The sequence below is a fragment of the Saccharothrix sp. 6-C genome (assembly GCF_016695385.1).
GTDB classification, from domain to species: domain Bacteria; phylum Actinomycetota; class Actinomycetes; order Mycobacteriales; family Pseudonocardiaceae; genus Actinosynnema; species Actinosynnema texasense.
Genome location: NZ_CP064192.1, coordinates 7,088,074 through 7,109,066 on the forward strand (window position 1 = coordinate 7,088,074; position 20,993 = coordinate 7,109,066).

A 20,993-nucleotide genomic window follows, 5' to 3' on the forward strand; every position below is an offset into this window, starting at 1 on the left:
CGCCTGTGCGCGAATTGCCGTGCGGCCGGGCGAACAGCCGCGCCGGTCCCACGCGCGGGCGGTGCGGTTGTGAGCGCGTGAGGTGCGGTGGTGCTTCGCGGATTGCCCGGCGGGGTGCGAGCGGAGCGGAGGGCGGGACAGGGCGGAGTGGGATGCCGGTGGCGGGCTGCGGGCTGCGGGGTGGGTGCAGGGTGTCGGCGGCGGGGTGGGTGGGTGGATGGTGGTGTGGAGGGGGGGTTGGTTGGCGGCCTCGTTGTTTCAACCGACGTTTCAGGGTGTTGGAAACGGCGTTTTGGTTTGGTACTCCTATTGTGATCACTCGGTCGTGGGGGCCGTAGTCGGGGTTGTTGCTGGTCAGGGCGGTGGTGGTGGTGGGGTCAGGGTGAGGTGGAGGGTTGGAGGGGTGGTTCGGTGGTGGGGGTTTCGGGGGGTGGTCGGGGTTTCGGTGATGGTGGCGATGGCCGTGGCGGCTTCCGGGCCGTTGGTCAGCAGGACGCGGAAGCCAGCTTCGTCCAGGATCGGGACCTTCAGCTGTTCCGCCTTCTCCGCCTTGGAGCCCGGCGACTCGCCCACGACGACGAACGCGGTCTTCTTCGACACCGAGCCCGCCGCCTTGCCGCCGCGCGACAGGATCGCCTCCTTCGCCTCGTCCCGCGAGAACGTCTCCAGCGACCCCGTCACCACGATCGACAACCCGGCCAGGTTGCGCGGGACGGAGGTGTCGCGCTCCTCGGCCGTGCGCACCCCCGCGGCTTGCCACTTCCGCACGATCTCCTGCCGCCACGGGGTCTCGACCCACTCCCGCACGGCTGTGGCGATGGTCGGGCCCACGCCCTCGGCGGAGGCGAGTTCCTCTTCCGTGGCCGCGACGATCCGCTCCAGGGAGCCGAACTCCTGCGCCAGGGCACGGGCGGCGGTGGGGCCCACGTGGCGGATGGACAGGGCGACCAGGACTCTCCACAGTGGACGCTGCTTGACCGTTTCCAGGTTGTCCAGCAGCTTCACCGCGTTCGCGGTCAGGTCGCCGTCCTTGGTGCGGAACAGCTCGACCTGTCCCAGTTTGTCCGCGTCCAGGTCGAACAGGTCGCCCTCGTCGGCGTAGACCGGGGAGTCGACCAGGGCCGCCGCCGCCTCGAAGCCCAGCACCTCGACGTCCAGCGCCGAACGTGACGCCAGGTACGCGAGCCGTTCCCGCAGCTGACCCGGGCACCCCGCCGCGTTGGGGCAGCGGATGTCGACGTCCGCCTCCTTCATCGGGCGCAGCGCGTGGCCGCACTCGGGGCACGTCAGCGGCATCTCGAAGGCGCGGGCGTCGGCCGGGCGGGCGTCGATCACCGGGCCCAGCACCTCGGGGATCACGTCGCCGGCCTTGCGGATCACGATGCGGTCGCCGATGAGCACGCCCTTGCGCTTGACCTCGCCGGCGTTGTGCAGGGTGGCCCGCGCGACGGTGGACCCGGCGACCTTCACCGGTTCCATCACGGCGAACGGTGTGACGCGGCCGGTGCGACCGACCTGCACCTTGATGTCGAGGAGGGTGGTGGTCGCTTCCTCGGGCGGGTACTTGAAGGCGATCGCCCACCTCGGCGCGCGGGAGGTGCTGCCCAGGCGGCGTTGCAGCGAGACCTCGTCGACCTTGATGACGACGCCGTCGATCTCGTGCACGGCGTCGTGGCGGTGCTCGCCCCAGTGGGCGACGTGCTCGGAGACCTCTTCGAACGTGCGCAGGACCTTGGTGTGCGAGGACACGGGCAGGCCCCACGCCCGCAGCGCCTCGTAGGCCTGGGACTGGGTGGTGAGGTCGAAGCCGTCGCGCTTGCCGAGGCCGTGGCAGATCAGCCGCAGCCGGCGGGACGCGGTGATCTTGGGGTCTTTCTGGCGCAGCGACCCGGCGGCGGTGTTGCGCGGGTTCGCGAAGGGCGGTTTGCCCGCTTCGACGAGCCGCGCGTTGAGCTCCAGGAAGTCCTCCACGGCGAAGAACACCTCGCCGCGCACCTCGACCAGGGCGGGCACTGGGTGCTCGTCGGTGCCGGTCAGCGTCTCCGGCACGTCGGGCAGCGTGCGGACGTTGAGCGTGACGTCCTCGCCGGTCCGCCCGTCGCCGCGGGTCAGGGCGCGGACCAGGCGGCCGTGCTCGTAGAGGAGGTTGATCGCCAACCCGTCGATCTTCAGCTCGCACAGGAAGTGCGCGTCCGCGCCGACCTCCTTGCGCACGCGCTCGAACCAGGCTCGCAGCTCCTCGGCGGAGAACACGTTGTCGAGGCTGAGCATCCGCTCCAGGTGGTCGACCGCGGTGAAGTCGGTCGAGAAGGTGCCGCCGACGAGCTGCGTGGGCGAGTCGGGTGTGGCGAGGCCGGGGTGCGCCTGCTCCAGCGCCTCCAGCTCGCGCAGCAGCGCGTCGAACTCGCCGTCACTGACCGTCGGCGAGTCGAGGACGTAGTAGCGGAACTGGTGCCCGCGCACCACCTCGGCCAGCGCGGCGTGCCGCTCGCGCACGGGGGCGGGCACGTCCTCGACGCCCTCGGCGGGGGCCTGGGTCGGGTTCAACGGGTCGTCGCTGGTCACGGCATGAGGGTAACCAGGGGGTCCGACAATTTCAGGTGGGTTCGCCGACCATCGCGCGGACCAGTTCGCGGAACTCCAGCAGGTCGATCGTGCCCTCCGGTTCGGCGGACGCGGTTTCCACCCGGCCGAGTCGTTCACCGGCCAAACGCTCACCCAGCGTGACGTCCAAGGGGAGGAACGTCATGGTCTGCCTGGCCTTGTCGTCGAGGTGGGCGAACTCGGGGTGGTAGACGGCGACGTCCACCAGGCCGAACGAGACCTGGGCGACCAGCCGCACGTCGGCCAGCCGCATCCGGCGCGGTCCGACGTTGATGGTGACCAGGGTCGGGTCCGGCACCGGGGGCACCGAGTCGTGGTACTCCCAGATCATGTCCTCGCTCGGCGCGGCTTCGATCCAGGCGTCGGTGTAGGGCCGCAGCCTGGGGTCCTCACGGCTGGTGATCACCAGGGCGTAGATGGCGCGGTGGCCGCGTTCGAGGGAGAACTCCAGGTCGGGGTGCATGGCGGCGACCATCGCGCCCAGGTCGCCCTCCACCCGGTAGGGCTCGCCGTCGCCGAGGGCCGCGCTGACGGTCGGCAGCAGCTCGAACCACTCCTGCCAGAACGCGACCGCGGCTTCGGCCGGGTTGGGCAGGTGGACGGGTTCGGGTTCGGGCTCGGTGCGGCGGCGGAACCAGCTCATGGCTCCATTGAACTACGGCCGGCCGACGGCTGCGCCGACCCGCGCCGGGTGGCCACCGACAGCAGTTCCGCCGCGGGTCCGACCAGCTTGCGGCCGCCCGGCCACACGGCGCGCAGCACGCGGCGCAGGTCGAGCTCCGTCGGCACTTCGACCAGCCGGCCCTCGGCGAGGTCGACGTCCACCGCGAGGACGCTGAGCGCGGCGGGTGCGACGCCGGCGACGACCGCGCCGCGCACGGCCGTGGTGGAGCCGAGCTCCAGCGCGGGCGGGCACGCGGCCGGCAGCGCCCGGTCCAGCGTGTCGCGGGTGCCGGAGCCGCGTTCGCGCATCACGAGGGGTGTGGCGGCCAGTTCCGGCGGGGTGAGCGGTCGGCGTCGGCGGGACCACGGGTGGCCGGGTGCGACGACCACCGCGAGCCGGTCCACCGCCACCTTCCGGGTCGAAAGCCCTGGCAGCGGGCCTGGTGCTTCGACGAATCCGAGGTCGACCGCGCCGTCGCGGACGAGTGCGCCGACCGTTTCCGAGTTCGTCACCCGCAGGCCGACGCGCAGGTCGGGGCGGGCGCGGCGCAGTTCGCCGATCCAGCTCGGCGCGAGGTGCTCGGCCACGGTCATGCTGGCGGCGACCCGCAGCTCGGCCTCCCTCGCCGAGCGGAGCGCCCGCGCGCCCTCGACCAGGCCCGCGACCTCGTCCAGCACCCGCCGGGCCCGTTCGGTCACGACCACGCCCGCGGGTGTGAGCACGGAGCCGCGCCGCCCGCGGTCGACCAGCACGACGCCGAGGCGCCGTTCCAGGGTGGACAGCCGCTTGCTGGCCGACGGTTGCGCGATGCCCAGTTCCCCGGCGGCCCGGCCGAGGCTGCCCAGCTCCCCGACGAGCACCAGCAGGCGCAGCGACTCGAGGTCCGGGGTCATAGCCACAGGGTATGACTTCAGAGTCGGGGGCCGCCTACCGGAAGCGCCCGCGCGGACGGAGGCTGGGCGGTGTGCTGATCGCCGCGTTGGTCCTGGGTGTGCTGGTGGGTGGGCGCCTGCCGGAGCTGGCCGGTGTGACGCGCTGGCTGCTGCGCGGCGGGGTGGTGCTGCTCGGTCTGCAGCTGTCCGTCGGGCAGCTGCTCGCCCTGGGGCCCGGTGTCCTGGTCGCGATCGTGGTGACGGTCTCGGTCACGTTCTTCGGCACGGTGCTGCTGGGCCGCCGGCTGCGCCTGCCGCGTGGCCTGTACGTGCTGGTGGCCAGCGGTTTCTCGATCTGCGGCGCGTCGGCCATCGCGGCCGTCGAGGGTCGGGTGGACCGGGAGGACGAGCACGTGGCCACGAGCGTCGCCCTGGTCACGCTCTACGGCACCCTGGCGATGATCGCCTTGCCGCTGTTGCACGCCTCGCCGCAGTGGATCGGGCTGAGCGTGCACGAGGTCGCGCAGGTGGCCGCCGCGGCGCCGGCCGGCGGGTTGGCGACGGCGATGGCGGTGAAGCTCGGCCGGGTGGCGTTGTTGGCGCCGATCGTGGCCGGTGTGGGTGGTCGCGGGGCTCCGCCGGTGCCCGGCTTCCTGCTCGGTTTCCTGGCGTTGATGCTGCTCAGCCCGCTGGTTCCGCGGTCCGTCGTGGAGGTGGCCGGCACCGTGACGACCGTCGTGCTGGCCGCGGCGCTGTTCGGCCTGGGCACGTCGGTGCGGCTCAAGAGCCTCGTGCGGAGCAGCCCCAGGGCGCTGCTCCTGGGGCTGTTCGCGACGCTCCTGGTGTGCGGGACGGGTTACCTGTCGCTGCGGGTGGTGTGAGCGCGCAGCAGGTCGGCGTTCAGGCGGGCGATGGTGGTCAGCGGGATGCCCTTGGGGCACGCGGACGTGCACTCGCCGGTGTTCGTGCAGCCGCCGAAGCCGGACGCGTCGTGCTCGGCGACCATGTCCCGCGCCCGCGAGTACCGCTCCGGCTGCCCCTGCGGCAGCACGCCGAGGTGGGTGGCCTTGGCGGCGGTGAACAGCATCGCGGACCCGTTGGGGCACGCCGCCACGCACGCGCCGCAGCCGATGCACGCCGCCGCTTCGAACGCGGTGTCCGCGTCCGGCTTGGGCACGGGTGTCGCGTGCGCGTCCGGCGCGGACCCCGTGGGCACGCTGACGTACCCGCCGGCCGCCACGATCCGGTCGAACGCCGACCGGTCCACCACCAGGTCCCGCACCACCGGGAACGGCTCGGCCCGCCACGGCTCCACGGTCACCACGTCGCCGTCGCGGAAGTGCCGCAGGTGCAGCTGGCAGGCCGTGGTGGCCTTCTCCGGCCCGTGCGCCATCCCGTTGATCATCAGCCCGCACATGCCGCAGATGCCCTCGCGGCAGTCGTGGTCGAACGCCACCGGCTCCTGCCCGGAGGTGATCAACCGCTCGTTGAGCACGTCCAGCGCTTCGAGGAACGACATGTCCGGCGACAGGTCGTCCACGACGTACTCCACCAGCCGTCCGGTGGCGCCGCTCTGCCGCCAGATCCGCAGGGTCAGCTTCACGAGTAGCTCCGGGTGCTCGGCGTGACGTGCTCGAAGGTCAGCTCTTCCTTGTGCAGCACGGGCGGTCGGCCCACGCCCGTGTACTCCCACGCGGCGACGTACGCGTAGTTCGCGTCGTCGCGCAACGCCTCCCCGTCCGCCGTCTGGCTCTCCGACCGGAAGTGGCCGCCGCACGACTCCGCGCGGTGCAGGGCGTCCACGCACATCAGCTCCGCCAGCTCGAAGAAGTCCGCGACCCGGCCGGCCTTCTCCAGCTCCTGGTTGAGCCGCTCGCCCGTGCCGGGCACCTTCACCCGTCGCCAGAACTCGTCGCGCAGCTCGGGGATGCGCTCCAGCGCCTTGCGCAACCCGGCCTCGTCGCGTTCCATGCCGCACTCGTCCCACATCAGCCGGCCCAGCTCGCGGTGGAACGACTCGACCGTGCGGTCGCCGTCCACGGCCAGCAACGTCTTCACCCGGCCGCGCACCTCGGACATCGTGTCCGCGACCGCGGGGTGGCTGTCGTCGACCGCGTCGAACGGCGCGTCGGCCAGGTAGTCCCCGATCACGCCGGGCAGCACGAAGTAGCCGTCCGCCAGACCCTGCATCAACGCCGACGCGCCCAGCCGGTTCGCGCCGTGGTCGGAGAAGTTCGCCTCACCGATCACGTACAGGCCGGGGATCGTGGACCGCAGGTCGTAGTCCACCCACAGCCCGCCCATCGTGTAGTGCACGGCCGGGTAGATGCGCATCGGCGTGCGGTAGGGGTCGTCGCCGGTGATGCGCTGGTACATCTCGAACAGGTTCCCGTAGCGCTGTTCGACGGCGAGCGCGCCGAGGCGGCCGATGGCGTCGGCGAAGTCCAGGTAGACGCCGCGCTTCTCGTCGGAGATGTTCTTCGCCGCCCGGGACGCGATGTCGCGCGGCACGAGGTTGCCGAACGCCGGGTACATGCGCTCCAGGAAGTAGTCCCGGTCGGTCTCGGGGATGTCGTTCGGCGCGCGGGTGTCGTGCGGGTCGCGCGGCACCCAGACGCGGCCGTCGTTGCGCAGCGATTCGCTCATCAGCGTGAGCTTCGACTGGTGGTCGCCGCTGATCGGGATGCACGTCGGGTGGATCTGGGTGAAGCACGGGTTCGCGAACAGCGCGCCCCGCCGGTGCGCCCGCCAGATGGCGGTGGTGTTGCAGCCCTTGGCGTTGGTGGAGAGGTGGAACACGTTGCCGTAGCCGCCGGTGGCGAGCACGACCGCGTCCGCGAAGTGGGTGGACACCTCGCCGGTGACGAGGTCGCGCACGACGATGCCGCGCGCCCGGCCGTCCACCACGACCAGGTCGAGCATCTCGGTGCGCGCGTGCATCTCGACGCGTCCGGCGGCGATCTGGCGCTCCAACGCCTGGTAGGCGCCGAGCAGGAGCTGCTGCCCGGTCTGGCCGCGGGCGTAGAAGGTGCGGGAGACCTGCGCGCCGCCGAACGAGCGGGTGTCGAGCAGGCCGCCGTACTCGCGGGCGAACGGCACGCCCTGGGCCACGCACTGGTCGATGATCTCGACGCTGATCTGCGCCAACCGGTGCACGTTGGACTCGCGGGAGCGGAAGTCGCCGCCCTTGACGGTGTCGTAGAACAGGCGGTGCACGCTGTCGCCGTCGTTGCGGTAGTTCTTGGCCGCGTTGATGCCGCCCTGCGCGGCGATGCTGTGCGCGCGGCGCGGGCTGTCCTGGTAGCAGAACGACTTGACCTGGTAGCCGAGCTCGGCGAGCGTGGCCGCGGCCGAGCCGCCCGCGAGTCCGGTGCCGACCACGATCACGCTGCGGTTGCGCCGGTTCGCGGGGTTGACCAGCCGGGCGGAGAAGCGGCGGCGGTCCCAGCGGGTCTCGATCGGGCCGACCGGCGCGCGTTGGTCGGCGATCGGGGCGCCTTCGGTGTAGGGCATGTCAGCTCACCAATCCGGTGAAGACGGCGAAGGGAACGGAGAGGAACCCGGCGCAGACCACCACGGCGACGCCGAGGCCGATCACGCGGGAGGTGGTGACGCCGAGGGTCTGGGTGGCGCTCCACACGCCGTGGCGGATGTGGAAGCCCAGGGCCAGCACGGCGACCGCGTACGCCAGCACCACGTACCAGTGCTGGAAGTCGGCGACCACGTTCGCGTGGATCTCGCCGGGCACGCCGTGGGGGTTGAGCCACCCGACGGTGAGGTCGAGCAGGTGGTAGACCACGAACAGGGCGATGATCACGCCGCCCCAGCGCATCGTGCGGGCCGCGTAGCTGCCCTGGACCCGTCGGCGGTGCTCGTACCGGCCCCTGGCCTTGCGGGCCTTCGCGGTCAGTTGGTAGGCGGCGACGAAGTGCAGCGCCACGCAGGCCAGGAGGGCGACCCGGGTCGGCCAGACCGCGCCGATCTCGCGCAGCAGGCGGCCGTAGCCGTCGATCGCGTCCGCGCCGGAGAAGACGGTGAGGTTGCCGAGCATGTGCACGACGACGTACAGCAGCAGCCCGGCGCCGGTGACGGCCATGACGACCTTCTTGCCGACGGTGGTGCGGTAGAGCCCGATCGTGTCCACGTCGCTGACGCTAGGAACCGGTGTGACGAGTCGTCCAATACATCGTGAGCTGCCTGAAGATAGCCTGGGGCTATGACGCTCCAACAGCTCGTGTACTTCCTGGCAGTGGCCCGGACGCGGCACTTCACGCGGGCGGCGGCGGAGGCGCGTGTGGCGCAGCCCTCACTGTCCAAGCAGATCCACGCGTTGGAGAAGGAGCTCGGCGCGGAGCTGTTCAGCCGGGCGCGCGGCAACGTCACGTTGACCCCGGCGGGCGAGGCGCTGCTGCCCGTGGCCGCCCGCATCCTGTCCGATGTGGACACGGCACGGCTGGAGGTGGCCGAGCTGGTGGGGCTGCGGCGGGGCCGGGTGCGGGTGGGCGCGACGCCGAGCCTGTGCGTCAGCCTGTTCGCGGACGTGATCAAGCGCTACCACGACGCGTACCCCGGCATCCAGGTGTCGGTGACGGAGGGCGGGTCGCGGGACCTGGTGGCGGCGTTGGAGGCGGGGCAGCTGGACCTGGCCCTGGTGATCGTGTCGCCCGCCGACGCCGACCGGGCGCTGACCGTGGTGCCGGTGCTGCGGGAGGAGCTGGTGGTGGCGTCGGCGTCGCCGCTGGGGGTGACCCGGATGCGGTTGACGGACCTGCGCGACCAGCCGCTGGTGATGTTCCGGCCGGGCTACGACCTGCGGGAGACGACGCTGGCCGCGTGCCGGCAGGCGGGGTTCGAGCCGCGGTTCGCGGTGGAGGGCGGCGAGATGGACGCCGTGCTGCGGTTCGTGGAGGTGGGGTTGGGGGTGGCGATCGTGCCGAGCACGGTGCTGGCCACGCGGTCGCTGCACGGGACGCCGCTGACCCCGGCCACCACGCGGACGGTGGCGCTGGCGCACCGGACGGACGTGGCGCCGACGTCGGCGGGGCGGGCGTTCCAGAGCGTGCTGCTGGCGTTCCTGCGCGACGCGGAAATGCCTTCGGGGGTTCACCTGGTGGAGCCGTAAGGTGCCGAGTCGTGCTGATCCGACGCGAGACCGCCGCAGACACCCAGGTCGTCCACGACGTGACGGAGGCCGCGTTCGCGGCGCGACCGGGCGGTGAGGCGGGCCTCGTCGGCGCGCTGCGGGCCGACCTGGGCTGGATCCCGGCGTTGTCGCTGGTCGCGGAGGTGGACGGGGTGGTCGTCGGGCACGTGGTGTGCACGCGCGGCTCCGTCGGCGGCAAGCCCGCCCTGGGCCTCGGCCCGTTGAGCGTGCTGCCCGCCCACCAGCGTTCCGGTGTCGGCAAGGCCCTCATGCACGCCGTGCTGGGCGCCGCGGACGCCCTGGACGAGCCGCTGGTCGTCCTCCTGGGCGACCCCGCGTACTACTCGCGCTTCGGCTTCGTCCCGGCGTCGACCTACGGCGTCACCCCGCCGGACCCGGCCTGGACGCCGCACTTCCAGGCCCGCGCCCTCGCCACCCACACCCCCGACCTCACCGGCCCGTTCACCTACGCCGCGCCGTTCGCCGACCTCTAGCGGTCACCAGCCCTCGGGCGGTTCCACGAACGCCTTGCCCACGTCCCGCGTCAACGCCAACGCCCGCCGCACCCACTTCTCGCTCGCGCCCGCCATGCCGCACGTCGGCGTCGGCACCGCGTGCGTGCCCAGGATCGAACGCGGGAAACCGAGCCGGTCCACCAGGTCCAGCGCGGGCCGGGCCAGCGACTTCAGCGTCTGCTTCGGCGTCGGGTCGGTGCTCGGCGCCAGGCCGAGGAACAGCTGGGTCTTCTCCTCCCACGCCTCCCCGATCTCGTCCCACATCGAGTCGTCCAGGACCGTGACGTCGAACGAGACGGCCCGCGCGCCCGCCTGGCGGATCAGCGTGATCGGCGGCTTCGACGCGCAGCAGTGCACGACCACGTCCGCGTCGACACCGTCGATCACGGTCTCGAGCAGGGCGCGCGCGTCCGGCTCGGGCACGGCGGCGACCGTGCCCAGCTTGGACGGCGTCGGCAGCAGGCCCGCCAGCACCGCGGGCAGCCCCGGTTCGTCCAGCTGCACGACGACCTTCGCGCCGGTGCGCTTGGCGACCTCGGCGACGTGCTGGTTGAGCCCTTCGACCAGTGACTGGGTGTACTCGCGCAGCGCGCCCTTGTCGGTCAGCACGCGGTGGCCGCGCGCCAGCTCGACGCTCGCGGCGAGCGTCCACGGTCCGGTGGACTGCACCTTGACGACCGGCGGCGGCACCGGGTCGGCGGCCTCCTCGAACGCGTCGAGGTCGCGGCGCAGCAGGTCCACCGCCCGCCGGTGGTCCTTGCCGGGGTGCGCGGCGGTCCGCCAGCCGGACGGGACCACCTCGACCGGGAGGTCGACCAGGAGCGCGGCGGTGCGGCCGATCATGTCCGCGCCGACACCCCGTGCGGGGAGTTCGGGCAGGTGAGGGAGGTCGGGGAGTTCGCCGAGGACGATCCTGGCGGCCTCCAGCGGGTCGGTTCCGGGTAGCGAGCCGATGCCGGTTGCGGCGCCGGCGGACCAAGGGAGGGCATCCACCCGGACAGTCTCCCACCACGGGCGGCCGACCGTTCGAGACCGAAAAGGTCTAGACCCATTGACGAGGTGGTCCAGTCCACCTACGGTCACCTTGTCGGTGCCGACGGTGTTCGCGGGCACCGCCCACGACGTGGTGTGGGGGCGTGCCGCGCCCCGCGCTCCCGCACCACTCCCACCCCGTTCCCCCTGCACGGGAGTAGGTGCCCATGTCCACGAAGCGCAAGAGCCTGGCCGCACTGGCGGCAGGCGTCACCGCCGTCGCCGGTCTGCTGATGGCCGCCCCCGCGGGCGCCGCGCCGACCCCGACGGCCGTGTTCACCCAGGACTCCGCGTGGAGCTCCGGCTACCAGGGCAAGTTCACCGTCACCGCCGGGTCCGGCGCGGTGTCCGGCTGGAAGGTCGAGTTCGACCTGCCGGCGGGCACCACGCCCGGCTCGTACTGGGACGCCACCCTGACCAGCAGCGGCTCGCACCACGCGTTCACCAACCGCGAGTACAACGGCAGCCTGGCGGCCGGCGCGTCCACGTCGTTCGGGTTCCTGGTGAACGGCCCCGGCCTGCCCGCCAACTGCAAGCTCAACGGCCAACCCTGCACCGGCGGCACCACCACCACGACGACCACCAGCACCACGACTACGACCACCACCACTTCGGACCAACCACCGCTTCCCGGCAGCCTGAAGTCCGCGCCGTACGTGGACATCACCATGCCGACACCGTCACTGGAGTCGATCGCCCGCGCCACCGGCCAGAAGGTGTTCACGCTGGCCTTCGCACTGGCGGACAGCAGCGGCTGCAACCCGTCGTGGGGCGGCACGATCCCGTTGACCGACAGCCGGATCATCAACGACGTGCGGGCGTTGAAGGCGCTGGGCGGTGACGTGATCGTCGCGACCGGCGGCGCGGCCGGGCCCTACCTGGAGTACTCGTGCTCCACCGCCGACTCGCTGCTGGCCGCGTACAAGAAGGTCCTCGACGCCGTCGGCAGCAACCACCTGGACGTGGACGTCGAGGCATCCATCCCGCACGACCTGGTCAACACCGCGTTGAAGCGCCTCCAGACCGAACGCGGCACGTCGATCAGCTACACGATGCGCGTGCAGGGCGACGACTACGGCATGGACCCCTACTCGGTGCAGATCCTGCAGAACGCCGCCGCCAAGGGCCTGACCGTGCTCGTGAACCCCATGACCATGGAGTTCGGCTCCTCCCGAGCGGACTGGGGCGACGCCGTCATCGCCGCCGCCGAGAGCAGCCTGCGGCAGATGAAGCAGATCTGGCCCGCCAAGTCCGACGCGGAGCTGAAGCGCCTGCTCGGCGTCACCCCGATGATCGGCCGCAACTTCAACGGCAAGGTCTTCACCCAAGCCCACGCCCGCAAGCTCGTGACGTGGGCCAACACCAACCGCATCGGCCTACTCGGCTTCTGGTCCGCGGGCCGCGACAACGGCAGCTGCCCGGGCGGCGGCATCTCGCCGACGTGCAGCAGCATCAGCCAAACCCAGTACGAGTTCACGAACATCTTCAAAGGCTTCACCGCCTGACGCCGGTCAGTACAGCGGTGTGAAGTGGAGTTCGAAGCCGTAGTCGGCGCGATCGCCCGCGGTGGCCGCGATCCAGTACTCGCCTGGCCGGACGATGGCGCCCGCGTACGAGTTCGACTCACCGCCGCCGTGTGCGAGGCCGACCACCTGGGTCGGCGGGTTCTCCGGGCCGACGGTCAGCCGCACGGTGGCCGTGTAGCCCGTGACGAAGTAGACCGACACGTAGCCCAGCACGTCGGCCCGGTAGAGGGTGTCCAGTTTCGGGCGGGTGCGGGCGCCGCCCACGCTCAGCGGGGTGGCGCGGGCTTCGAGGGAGCGCACGGCGGCTTCGGCTTGGCGGGCCAGGGACTCGACCCTGGTGGCGTCGTCGAGCAGCGGGCGGGTGGCGGACAACTGGGCGGACAGGGTGGCGACCTGGCGTTCCAGGTCCGCCACCCTGGCCCGCAGCTCCTCGGCTTCGCGCTTCGACCTGAACACCTAGCCTCCCAGCAGGATCAGCACACCGATCACGATCAGCACCACCGGCAGCACCACGTGCCCCCAGCGGCTCAGGGCGCGGGCGATGAGGGGGCGGGTCGCGAAGAAGCGGCCCGCACCGCACCACACTGCCACCAGGACGAGGAACACGATCACGTATCCGGTGATGCCGGTGGTGGCGAAGACCGGGACGTAGACGCCGATGTTGTCGCCGCCGTTGGCGAACGTCACGGCCGCCACGCCGAGCGCGCCCGTGGCCGCCGGCTCCGAGTCGTCACCCCCGCGCCACGCCTGCCACGCCGCCTTCACGCCCAGCGCCAGCGGCAGCAGGCCGAGCCACGGGAGCACCGACGGCGGCAGCAGGGTCGCGCCGAGGGCGGCGGCGATGGCGACCGCCAGGATGCCCGCGAACCCGAGGTACTGGCCGAGCACGACCCGCCACGGGGGCACGCCCCGCGCGAAGAACAACGCCAGCAGCACGATGTCGTCGACGTTCGTCACCGCGAACAGCCCGACCGCGCGGATGATGTCCAGCACCCGTGAACCCTAAGGTGCAGGGATGAACGGACCCGCGGAGATGCTCGCCAACCACGCCGCCTCGGCCGCCTTGGGCATCCGGGCGCTCGAACTCGGCGACGGCACGGCCAAGCTCGCCATGACCGTCACCGACCGGATGGTCAACGGTCACGGCATCGGGCACGGCGGGTACGTGTTCCTGCTCGCCGACACCGCCTTCGCCTGCGCGTGCAACCGCCACGGCTCGGTGACCGTGGCGGCGCAGGCGGAGATCGACTTCCTCGCCCCCGTGCACGAGGGCGACGAGCTGGTGGCCGAGGCGGTGGAACGGGCGCGGTTCGGGCGCAGCGGGATCTACGACATCACCGTGCGCCGCGGCGACCAGGTGGTGGCCGAGTTCCGCGGCCGGAGCCGGACCCTCAGGCCGAACGGCGCAGACCCAGCACCTGGAGGGTGACGAACCCCAGCACGGCGACCGCTTGGGCGACGATCAGGAAGACACCGAACCCGGTCACCGGGAACCACCCGGCGAACGCGGTCAGGAAGCTGTCCAGAACCCACACCGAATTGCCGATCACCACCACGGCGACGAGTGGGCGGATGGGCCGCAGGCCGAGCAGGAACACACCGACGCCGTAGGCGACGAGAAATGCGCCGAGCCCGATCACGAGACCGCGCGGCAGTCCCGTCGGGAGGTCGAGGAGCAGGGCCAGCAGGCCGAGCCCGCCCGAGCTGACACCGTCGAGCTTGAGGGCGAAGCGGAGGAGACCGTCGTGGTGGACCCGAGTTGTCGTCATGGCCCGAAAGCTAGGGTCGGCGGCACTGCCGGCGGAACGCCGAACACTGCCAACACCTGCCAGTCACACGGCTTCGACCTGCGCGGACAAGTCTTCGGCCACCAGCTTCGCCCCCGCGTTCTGCCAGTTGTGCAGGGTCCGCTCCGGCACCTGGTCGACGAACCACGCCAACGCCCGCCGCCCCTCCGCGTCGAGGCCTTCGCGCTTGGTCCGCCTGCTGTAGGGCCGGATACCGACCACGTAGTAGAAGTACAGCGCGTTGTAGTGCCGCCATTCGTCGCTGGTGCCGAACTCGCCGTCCCGCGGTTTGAGCCGGCCGATGCTCTCCGACAACAACGCCTTCAACTCGGCCGCGCGTTCCAGCGGTTGGTCGGACGCGCCCCGGGCGGCCAGCCGGGCGTCGATCACCGGCAGTTGCGTCAACGGGCTGGCGACCAGCTTCCCGAGGTCGCCGTAGTTGCTCAACGCCCGCCGGGTCAGCTTCACGAACTCGGCGGGGTCCAGCGGCGCCCGGCGCGGCAGCGCCTCGGCCGCGTCACGCAGCTCGGCCCGCGACGCGGCCACCTCCGGCACCGCGACCCGGTCCACCAGCAGCGCCAGCAGGTTGGCCGACACCTGCACCGCGATCGCGGCGGCGACCGTGCCGAACAGCAGCGGCACCAGCCGGTCGTCCAGGAACAACGCCACCTGCCCGCCGAACACCGCCGCCAACCCGGCCGACGTGAGCAGCGAGCGCACCATGTCGGCCCGGATCGCCTCACCTTCGTCGAACGCGTCCGCCACCGCCACGACCACGCCGAGCACCAGCAGGTCGAGCCCCGCCGACGCGATCACCACCGGCTCGGGCAGCACGTCTGCCAGGAGCAACGCGCAGCTGAGCCCGAACAGGACCGTCGCCGCGCCCAGCAGCGCCCGCCGCACCCGCAGGCACAGCACCAGCGCCGCCGCCAGCGGGACCAGCACCACCACGGGCGCGAAGTAGGCGGCCACCAGCAACGGCGGCACGCTGTACCGCCACCAGCGTTCGTAGCGCACCGGCAGCCAGCACACGACGACCCCGGTCCACGCCACCGCGGGCACCGCCATCGCCATCGCGGGCACCGGCAGGACGATCACCAGCGCGTAGGCGAGCAGCCCGACCGAGGCCCGCTGGAGCAGGCGCTTGCGGGGATCGCGCACGAGCAGGTACAGCCCGAGCCACCAGGCCAGGCCGAACGTCACCACCGAGACCGCGATCACCCGGAGATCGTACGGTTGCACGTCCTGGGACGATGTCCTCCATGCCGCTCGAGCTGACGCTCCACAAGGCCGCCGAAGAGGTGGAACGCGGTGACCTGGCCAGTGTCCTGAGGGCTCGACAACGGCTGGTCGGGCTGGTCTGCAGCTATCCCGACCGGCTCGACCTGCGCGAGCGCCTCGCCGAGGTGTACCGGCTGCTCGGTGACGCGGCGCAGGCCGGGCGGTGGAGCTACCTGTCCGAGGTGCGCGACGAGGCGGAGGTGGCGGCGTTCGAACGCGCCTACCGCACGCCCCTGGCGCGGCTGACGGCGATGAACTGGACCAGCGGCGAGGCAGGCGCCTCCACCCCGACCGCCCGGGAACGGCTGGTGGCGCTGCGGGAGGGTGCCAACGACCAGCTGCACGCCGAGCTGTCGGTCGCCGACGACCGCGACTCGTCCTGGCGCACGAACGTGTTCGTGCTGATCGGTTTGGTGCTCGTGCTCCTGTGCTTCGTCGTCGGCGCGGTGACGCTGGTCATGTGGGTCTACAGGTGGTTCGCCGGATGAGCGCATGCTGGGAGGCATGACCCCCGACGTCGCCGCCGCCGCTGACCGCATCCGCCCGCACGCCCGCCGCACTCCCACTTGGCGCACCGAAGTCGACGGCCGACCGATCGTGTTCAAGCTCGAACACCTCCAGCTCACCGGCTCGTTCAAGCTGCGCGGCGCCCTCAACACGCTGCTCGCCTCGGGGTCACCGGACCGGGTGGTCACGGCGTCCGGCGGCAACCACGGCCTCGGCGTCGCCAAGGCCGCGCAGCTGCTCGGCCTGCACGCCACGGTCTTCGTGCCGGTCAGCGCGCCGGAGGGCAAGGTACGCCGGATCGAAGCCGCGGGCGCGAAGCTGATCCGGCACGGCGACACCTACGCCGAGGCGGTCCTGGCAGCCCGCGGGACACCGGGTTTCTACGTCGAGGCCTACAACGACCCGATCGTCATCGCCGGTCAGGGCACCGTCGCCGCCGAGGTGGTCGAGGACGCGCCGGATGTGGACTCGATCGTGGTCGCCGTGGGCGGCGGCGGCCTGGCCGCGGGCACCGCCCTGGCCTCGGGTCGTCTGACCGTCGCCGTGGAACCTGACCGGTGCTGCGCCCTGCGCCACGCGCTCGACGCGGGCGAACCGGTCGACACCGAGGTCGACTCGATCGCCGCCTCGGCCCTGGGCGCCACCCGGGTGGGCGAGGTGCCGTTCGACATCCTGAGCACCCGCCCGGTGACCTCGGTCCTCGTCCCCGACCAGGCGACCCTGTCCGCCCGGGACCGGCTCTGGGAAGAGTTCCGGCTGGCCGTCGAACCGGCAGCCGCCGTCCCGTTCGCCGCCTGGCTGGCCGGCGACGTGCCGGGCGACCTGGCCTGCGTGGTCCTGTGCGGCGCCAACACCGACTGGACCCCCTGACCCCGGGGACCACCCCACCGAGGCCCGATGCGACGTGGGTTCGGGTGCTCCGGGCCGGCCAAGCCGGAAGCACCCGAACCCGTGTCACATCGAGCCGGCCTTCACCCCGGACACCGACCTACAAACCGGTCAACGACATTCCGTCACCCGATCGGCAGACCCCAGCTCCACCGACCCCCGATCCCGATCCGGCGCCACTCGCCCCAGCGACGCGCCTGCCTGCGGCGGCACCTCGACTTCCAGCGCGAGCGCCGGGTCGAGCCGCTCCACCCGTTCCACCATGGCCTCGACCTCGGCGATGAGGTCGGCCCACTCGGGCCGGTGCAGGCGCTCCCGGACCACCCAGCGCAGCGTGCGCACTTCCGCGCGCAGCCGTTCGAACTGCTCCGCGTCGAGACGTTGCGCGGATGGGTGGTCGAGCTTGCTCGAGAGCACCCTCACCCGGATCCCGATGTCCACCAGCGACCTCCGGCGTCGTGCGTTGTCATACGGCACGCACGCAGTGTCGCAGGCGCCACCGACAAAACAACAAACCGGACCTCACTGGGTCGCACTTATGGTCGCGCTGGCGAGGACCAGGTCGCCCGCCTCGGCGTCCTCCCGGTACACCGCGACCGCCTGACCAGGGGCGACGCCGCTCAGCGGCTCGCGCAGGTGGACCAGCAGCTCGCCGTCGACGACTTCGGCCACCGCAGGCGCGAGGCCGCCGTGGGCCCTCACCTGCGCCACACACTCCACCGGACCATCAAACGTGATTCGCGTCACAGGTCGCTGGGCGACGATCTCGGTGACTTGGAGCTTCTCCGCCGCGCCGACCCGCACGGTGCCGCTCACCGGCTCCAGGGAGAGCACGTACCGGGGCCGACCGTCGGGCGCGGGCGCGTCGATGCCCAGGCCCTTGCGCTGGCCGACGGTGAACTCGTGCACACCGACGTGCCGACCGAGGACCGCGCCGGTCTCGTCGTCGACCAGGACGCCGGGCTGCTCGCCCAACCGCCGGGTCAGGAAGCCCCGGGTGTCGCCGTCGGGGATGAAGCAGATGTCGTGGCTGTCCGGCTTGTCCGCGACCTGGAGCCCGCGCTCGGCGGCTTCGACGCGCACCTCGGCCTTGGTCGAGTCGCCCAGCGGGAACATCGCGTGCGCCAGTTGCTCGTGCGTCAACGACGCGAGCACGTACGACTGGTCCTTGCCGTCGTCGGCCGAGCGGCGCAGCTCCACCACACCGTCCACAGTGGACAGTCGGGCGTAGTGCCCGGTGGCGACCGCGTCGAAGCCGAGCGCGATCGCCTTGTCCAGCAACGCCTCGAACTTGATCTTCTCGTTGCACCGCAGGCACGGGTTGGGCGTGCGGCCGGCCGCGTACTCGGCCACGAACTCGTCCACGACCTCCTCGGTGAACCGCTCCGCGAAGTCCCAGACGTAGAACGGGATGCCGAGCACGTCCGCCGCGCGCCGCGCGTCCCGGGCGTCCTCGATGGTGCAGCAGCCGCGCGCGCCGGTGCGCAGCGTGCCGGGCTTCGCCGACAACGCCAGGTGCACGCCGGTCACCTCGTGCCCCGCCGCCACCGCCCGCGCCGCAGCCACGGCGGAATCCACCCCGCCGCTCATCGCCGCCAGCACCCGCATGCCGTCACACCTCCGCCGTCGCCTTGCCCGCAAGCCTCTTCAACCCCGCGATGCCCGCCGTGCGGGCGCGTTCGACCACCGGGCCGATCACCTCGGCCAGTACGCGCACGTCCGCCGCCGTGGACGTGTGGCCCAGCGAGAACCGCAGCGAGCCGCGGGCCCGCACCGGGTCCACGCCCATGGCCAGCAGCACGTGGCTGGGCTGCGCCACGCCCGCCGTGCAGGCCGAGCCGGTGGAGCACTCGACGCCCTTGGCGTCCAGCAGCATCAGCAGGCTGTCGCCCTCGCAGCCGGGGAACGTCAGGTGCGCGTTGCCGGGCAGCCGGTGCACCGGGTCGCCGTTCACCCCGACGTCCGGCACCACGCGCCGCACCGACGCCACCAGCTCGTCGCGCAGCGCCGCGACCTCGGCGGCGGCCGCGGCCTGGTGGGTCACCGCGTGCCGCACCGCCACGGCGAGGGCGACGATCGACGGCACGTCCAGCGTGCCGGACCGCACTTCCCGCTCCTGCCCGCCGCCGTGCAGCACGGGCGTGGTCGCCACGTCACGTCCCAGCAGCAGCGCGCCGACGCCGTACGGCCCGCCGAGCTTGTGCCCGGTGAGCGTCAACGCGGACGCGCCCGAGGCGGTGAAGTCGACCGGCACCGCGCCGACGGCCTGCACCGCGTCCGTGTGGAACGGCACCGCGCGCTCGGCGGCCAGCTCGGCCAGCTCGCGCACCGGGTTGATCGTGCCGACCTCGTTGTTCGCCCACATCGTGGTGACCAGGGCGACGTCGTCGTCCAGCGCGTCGCGCAGCGCCTCGGGCCCGATCCGGCCGAGCCCGTCGGGCTCCAGCCAGGTGACCTCGGCGCCCTCGTGCTCGACCAGCCACTGCACGGCGTCGAGCACGGCGTGGTGCTCGACCGAGGTGGCCACCACCCGGCGGCGGCGCGACGTGCGGCGGGACCAGTAGACGCCCTTGACCGCGAGGTTGTCGCTCTCCGTGCCGCCGCTGGTGAAGATCACTTCGGAGGGTCGCGCGCCCAGGGCGTCCGCGATGTCCTCCCGCGCCTCCTCGACCAGCCGCCGCGCCCGCCGGCCCGAGGTGTGCAACGACGAGGCGTTGCCCGTCGTGGACAACGCCCGAGTCATCGCCTCGATCGCCTCGGGGAGCATGGGGGTCGTGGCGGCGTGGTCGAAGTAGGCCATCAGCTTTCCAGGGTAGCCCTGCCCAGACGTCCCGCGAGCACCGCACCGAGCACCGCGACGCCCGCCATCAGCAGGTCGAACGGCACCACGGCGGCCGTCGGCGCGGCGGCGGAGGCGAACGTGGTGACGAGCACACCGCCGAGACCGACCAGCAGCGCCGAGCCGAGCATGTCGCTGATCTGCAGGGCCGAGGAGTTGAACCCCCGGTCGACCTCGGACGACGCGCCCAGCGTGAGCACGCTCAGGCTCGACATGGCCATCCCCATCCCCGCTCCGGCCACCGCCCACAGCACCGGGGTGGCCCACGCCGGACCCCACGACGGTGCGATGAGCGTCACTCCGGAGATTCCCACCGCGTTGAGCACGAACCCCCAGCGCACCAGCTTCTCGCGCGGGATGTCCGGTCGGCGGGACTGCCACCAGGCGGCGCTCGACCAGCCCAGCGCGCTCAGCGTGAGCGGGATGCCGGCGGCGATGGCCGAGTAGCCGTGCACGGCGGTCAGCGTCAGCGGGATGAACGCCTCGGCGGCGAAGAACGAGCCCGCCAGCAGCGCGCGGGCCAGGATCGTCACCGGCAGGCCGCGACGGGCGGTGAGCGTGCCCTTGGGCAGCAGCACGCGCAGCGCGGGCGCCAGGGCGAGCAGCCCGGCCAGGCCGATGACCAGGTTGACGCCGGTGGGGTGCTGGGCGGCCCAGCTCAGCGCCGCGACGCCGAACCCCGCGCCGAGCGCGGCCAGGGGCAGGCCGCGCCGGGTGTTCTGGTCGGGGGTGTGCGGCGGCAGGTTCCGCAGCACGGGCACCAGCAGCAGCACGCCGACCAGCACGAACGGCGCCAGCCCCAGGAACACCCACCGCCAGCTCAGCGTCTCGGTCAGCCACCCGGACAGCGCCGGCCCGACCAGCGACGGCACCACCCACGCCGACGCGAGCAGGCCGAACACCGCGGGCCGGTCCCGTTCCGGGTAGACCAGGCCGATCAGGACGTAGACCGCGACCACCTGCGCGCCGCCGCCGATGCCCTGCAGCACGCGGCCGAGGAGCAGCAGCGGCATGTCCTGGGCGAGACCGGCGACGACCAGGCCGACCAGGAACAGCGCGGGACCGATCAACAGCGACGGCCGCGGTCCGCGCAGGTCGCTGAGCCGTCCGGACAGGACGGTGGCGACCACGCTCGCGGCGAGGAACGCCAGGAACGGCCACGCGTACAGGTCGTTGCCGTCGAGGTCGGCGACCATGCGCGGCATCGCCGTGCTGACGCCCATGTTCTCGAACGCGAGCAGCGTGACGAGCAGGATGATCCCGACCGTCGGGCCCCGCCGTTCGGGTGTCCAGAGGTTGCTCCTGGCGGGCGTGTCGGTCGTCGTCGTCACGGCT

Annotated in this window: 22 protein-coding genes; 7 read left to right on the forward strand and 15 right to left on the reverse strand. The window is 72.3% G+C overall.

Annotated elements, in window-relative coordinates:
- Positions 1–354: 354 nt before the first annotated feature.
- The 3 genes from ligA to IOD16_RS30180 are packed head-to-tail and all read right to left on the reverse strand — an operon-like array spanning position 355 to position 4,161.
- Positions 355–2,565: an NAD-dependent DNA ligase LigA gene (ligA, locus tag IOD16_RS30170; protein WP_236594472.1), complete on the reverse strand. Its 2,211-nt coding sequence runs from the start codon at positions 2,563–2,565 to the stop codon at positions 355–357.
- 31 nt (positions 2,566–2,596) lie between these two features.
- Positions 2,597–3,247, reverse strand: coding sequence for a hypothetical protein (locus IOD16_RS30175; protein ID WP_201437055.1), 651 nt, complete (start codon positions 3,245–3,247; stop codon positions 2,597–2,599).
- Positions 3,244–4,161 (reverse strand): LysR substrate-binding domain-containing protein, encoded by a 918-nt coding sequence (locus IOD16_RS30180; RefSeq protein ID WP_201437057.1) that lies wholly within the window; start codon positions 4,159–4,161, stop codon positions 3,244–3,246. Before IOD16_RS30180 ends, IOD16_RS30175 begins: the two co-directional genes overlap by 4 nt.
- An 11-nt stretch (positions 4,162–4,172) precedes the next feature.
- On the opposite strand from IOD16_RS30180, the gene IOD16_RS30185 reads away from it, so the two are divergent.
- Positions 4,173–5,021 carry a YeiH family protein gene (locus IOD16_RS30185; RefSeq protein WP_201437058.1) on the forward strand — a complete coding sequence of 283 codons (849 nt, stop codon included), beginning with the start codon at positions 4,173–4,175 and terminating at the stop codon, positions 5,019–5,021.
- Here the strand turns inward: IOD16_RS30185 and IOD16_RS30190 are convergent.
- From IOD16_RS30190 to IOD16_RS30200, 3 genes are read right to left on the reverse strand one after another with little or no spacing between them, the layout of a single operon-like run.
- Positions 4,997–5,743 carry a succinate dehydrogenase/fumarate reductase iron-sulfur subunit gene (locus IOD16_RS30190; protein ID WP_201437060.1) on the reverse strand — a complete coding sequence of 249 codons (747 nt, stop codon included), beginning with the start codon at positions 5,741–5,743 and terminating at the stop codon, positions 4,997–4,999. The two genes, IOD16_RS30185 and IOD16_RS30190, sit on opposite strands and share 25 nt — an antisense overlap.
- Positions 5,740–7,653 (reverse strand): fumarate reductase/succinate dehydrogenase flavoprotein subunit, encoded by a 1,914-nt coding sequence (locus IOD16_RS30195; protein ID WP_201437062.1) that lies wholly within the window; start codon positions 7,651–7,653, stop codon positions 5,740–5,742. Before IOD16_RS30195 ends, IOD16_RS30190 begins: the two co-directional genes overlap by 4 nt.
- 1 nt (position 7,654) lies before the next feature.
- Positions 7,655–8,284: a succinate dehydrogenase cytochrome b subunit gene (locus IOD16_RS30200; RefSeq protein ID WP_268957646.1), complete on the reverse strand. Its 630-nt coding sequence runs from the start codon at positions 8,282–8,284 to the stop codon at positions 7,655–7,657.
- Between the two features lie 72 nt (positions 8,285–8,356).
- Here IOD16_RS30200 and IOD16_RS30205 point away from each other — a divergent pair, with 72 nt between their 5' ends.
- Together IOD16_RS30205 and IOD16_RS30210 are read left to right on the forward strand one after the other, a co-directional pair.
- Positions 8,357–9,262, forward strand: coding sequence for a LysR family transcriptional regulator (locus tag IOD16_RS30205; RefSeq protein WP_201437065.1), 906 nt, complete (start codon positions 8,357–8,359; stop codon positions 9,260–9,262).
- A gap of 11 nt (positions 9,263–9,273) precedes the next feature.
- Complete coding sequence (locus tag IOD16_RS30210; protein ID WP_201437067.1) at positions 9,274–9,777, forward strand: GNAT family N-acetyltransferase; 504 nt, start codon at positions 9,274–9,276, stop codon at positions 9,775–9,777.
- Between the two features lie 3 nt (positions 9,778–9,780).
- Here IOD16_RS30210 and IOD16_RS30215 read toward each other — a convergent pair whose 3' ends face one another.
- A complete protein-coding gene (locus tag IOD16_RS30215) occupies positions 9,781–10,791 on the reverse strand; it encodes a methionine synthase (protein ID WP_201437069.1) in 1,011 nt (336 codons plus the stop codon).
- Positions 10,792–10,997: 206 nt separating this feature from the next.
- Between IOD16_RS30215 and IOD16_RS30220 the strand changes: the two genes are divergently transcribed.
- Positions 10,998–12,335, forward strand: a complete 1,338-nt coding sequence (locus IOD16_RS30220; protein ID WP_201437071.1) for a glycoside hydrolase family 18 protein — start codon at positions 10,998–11,000, stop codon at positions 12,333–12,335.
- A 6-nt stretch (positions 12,336–12,341) separates the two neighbouring features.
- Here IOD16_RS30220 and IOD16_RS30225 read toward each other — a convergent pair whose 3' ends face one another.
- Together IOD16_RS30225 and IOD16_RS30230 are read right to left on the reverse strand one after the other, a co-directional pair.
- Positions 12,342–12,812, reverse strand: a complete 471-nt coding sequence (locus IOD16_RS30225; protein ID WP_201437073.1) for a hypothetical protein — start codon at positions 12,810–12,812, stop codon at positions 12,342–12,344.
- Entirely contained in the window at positions 12,813–13,349 is a 537-nt protein-coding gene (locus tag IOD16_RS30230) for a cadmium resistance transporter (RefSeq protein WP_201437075.1), read from the reverse strand.
- A 22-nt stretch (positions 13,350–13,371) separates the two neighbouring features.
- On the opposite strand from IOD16_RS30230, the gene paaI reads away from it, so the two are divergent.
- The gene (gene paaI / locus IOD16_RS30235) at positions 13,372–13,785 is read left to right on the forward strand and encodes a hydroxyphenylacetyl-CoA thioesterase PaaI (RefSeq protein ID WP_236594473.1); all 414 of its coding nucleotides are present in this window, start codon (positions 13,372–13,374) and stop codon (positions 13,783–13,785) included.
- Here paaI and IOD16_RS30240 read toward each other — a convergent pair.
- Both IOD16_RS30240 and IOD16_RS30245 read right to left on the reverse strand, forming a co-directional pair.
- On the reverse strand, positions 13,748–14,125 hold the full coding sequence (locus tag IOD16_RS30240) for a hypothetical protein (protein WP_201437076.1): 378 nt from the start codon (positions 14,123–14,125) through the stop codon (positions 13,748–13,750). The two genes, paaI and IOD16_RS30240, sit on opposite strands and share 38 nt — an antisense overlap.
- Positions 14,126–14,188: 63 nt before the next feature.
- A complete protein-coding gene (locus tag IOD16_RS30245; RefSeq protein ID WP_201437078.1) occupies positions 14,189–15,364 on the reverse strand; it encodes a hypothetical protein in 1,176 nt (391 codons plus the stop codon).
- 41 nt (positions 15,365–15,405) lie between these two features.
- Between IOD16_RS30245 and IOD16_RS30250 the strand changes: the two genes are divergently transcribed.
- Entirely contained in the window at positions 15,406–15,912 is a 507-nt protein-coding gene (locus tag IOD16_RS30250; RefSeq protein ID WP_201437080.1) for a DUF6584 family protein, read from the forward strand.
- Between the two features lie 4 nt (positions 15,913–15,916).
- Complete coding sequence (locus IOD16_RS30255; protein WP_201437082.1) at positions 15,917–16,801, forward strand: serine/threonine dehydratase; 885 nt, start codon at positions 15,917–15,919, stop codon at positions 16,799–16,801.
- A 129-nt stretch (positions 16,802–16,930) separates the two neighbouring features.
- Here IOD16_RS30255 and IOD16_RS30260 read toward each other — a convergent pair whose 3' ends face one another.
- The 4 genes from IOD16_RS30260 to IOD16_RS30275 form a co-directional block, all read right to left on the reverse strand.
- Complete coding sequence (locus tag IOD16_RS30260; RefSeq protein WP_123745846.1) at positions 16,931–17,260, reverse strand: hypothetical protein; 330 nt, start codon at positions 17,258–17,260, stop codon at positions 16,931–16,933.
- An 81-nt stretch (positions 17,261–17,341) separates the two neighbouring features.
- Complete coding sequence (mnmA, locus tag IOD16_RS30265) at positions 17,342–18,427, reverse strand: tRNA 2-thiouridine(34) synthase MnmA (protein WP_123745845.1); 1,086 nt, start codon at positions 18,425–18,427, stop codon at positions 17,342–17,344.
- Positions 18,428–18,431: 4 nt separating this feature from the next.
- On the reverse strand, positions 18,432–19,619 hold the full coding sequence (locus IOD16_RS30270) for a cysteine desulfurase family protein (protein WP_201437083.1): 1,188 nt from the start codon (positions 19,617–19,619) through the stop codon (positions 18,432–18,434).
- The gene (locus IOD16_RS30275; protein ID WP_201437085.1) at positions 19,619–20,989 is read right to left on the reverse strand and encodes an MFS transporter; all 1,371 of its coding nucleotides are present in this window, start codon (positions 20,987–20,989) and stop codon (positions 19,619–19,621) included. The genes IOD16_RS30270 and IOD16_RS30275 overlap by 1 nt, the downstream gene beginning before the upstream one ends.
- Between the last annotated feature and the right edge of the window lie 4 nt (positions 20,990–20,993).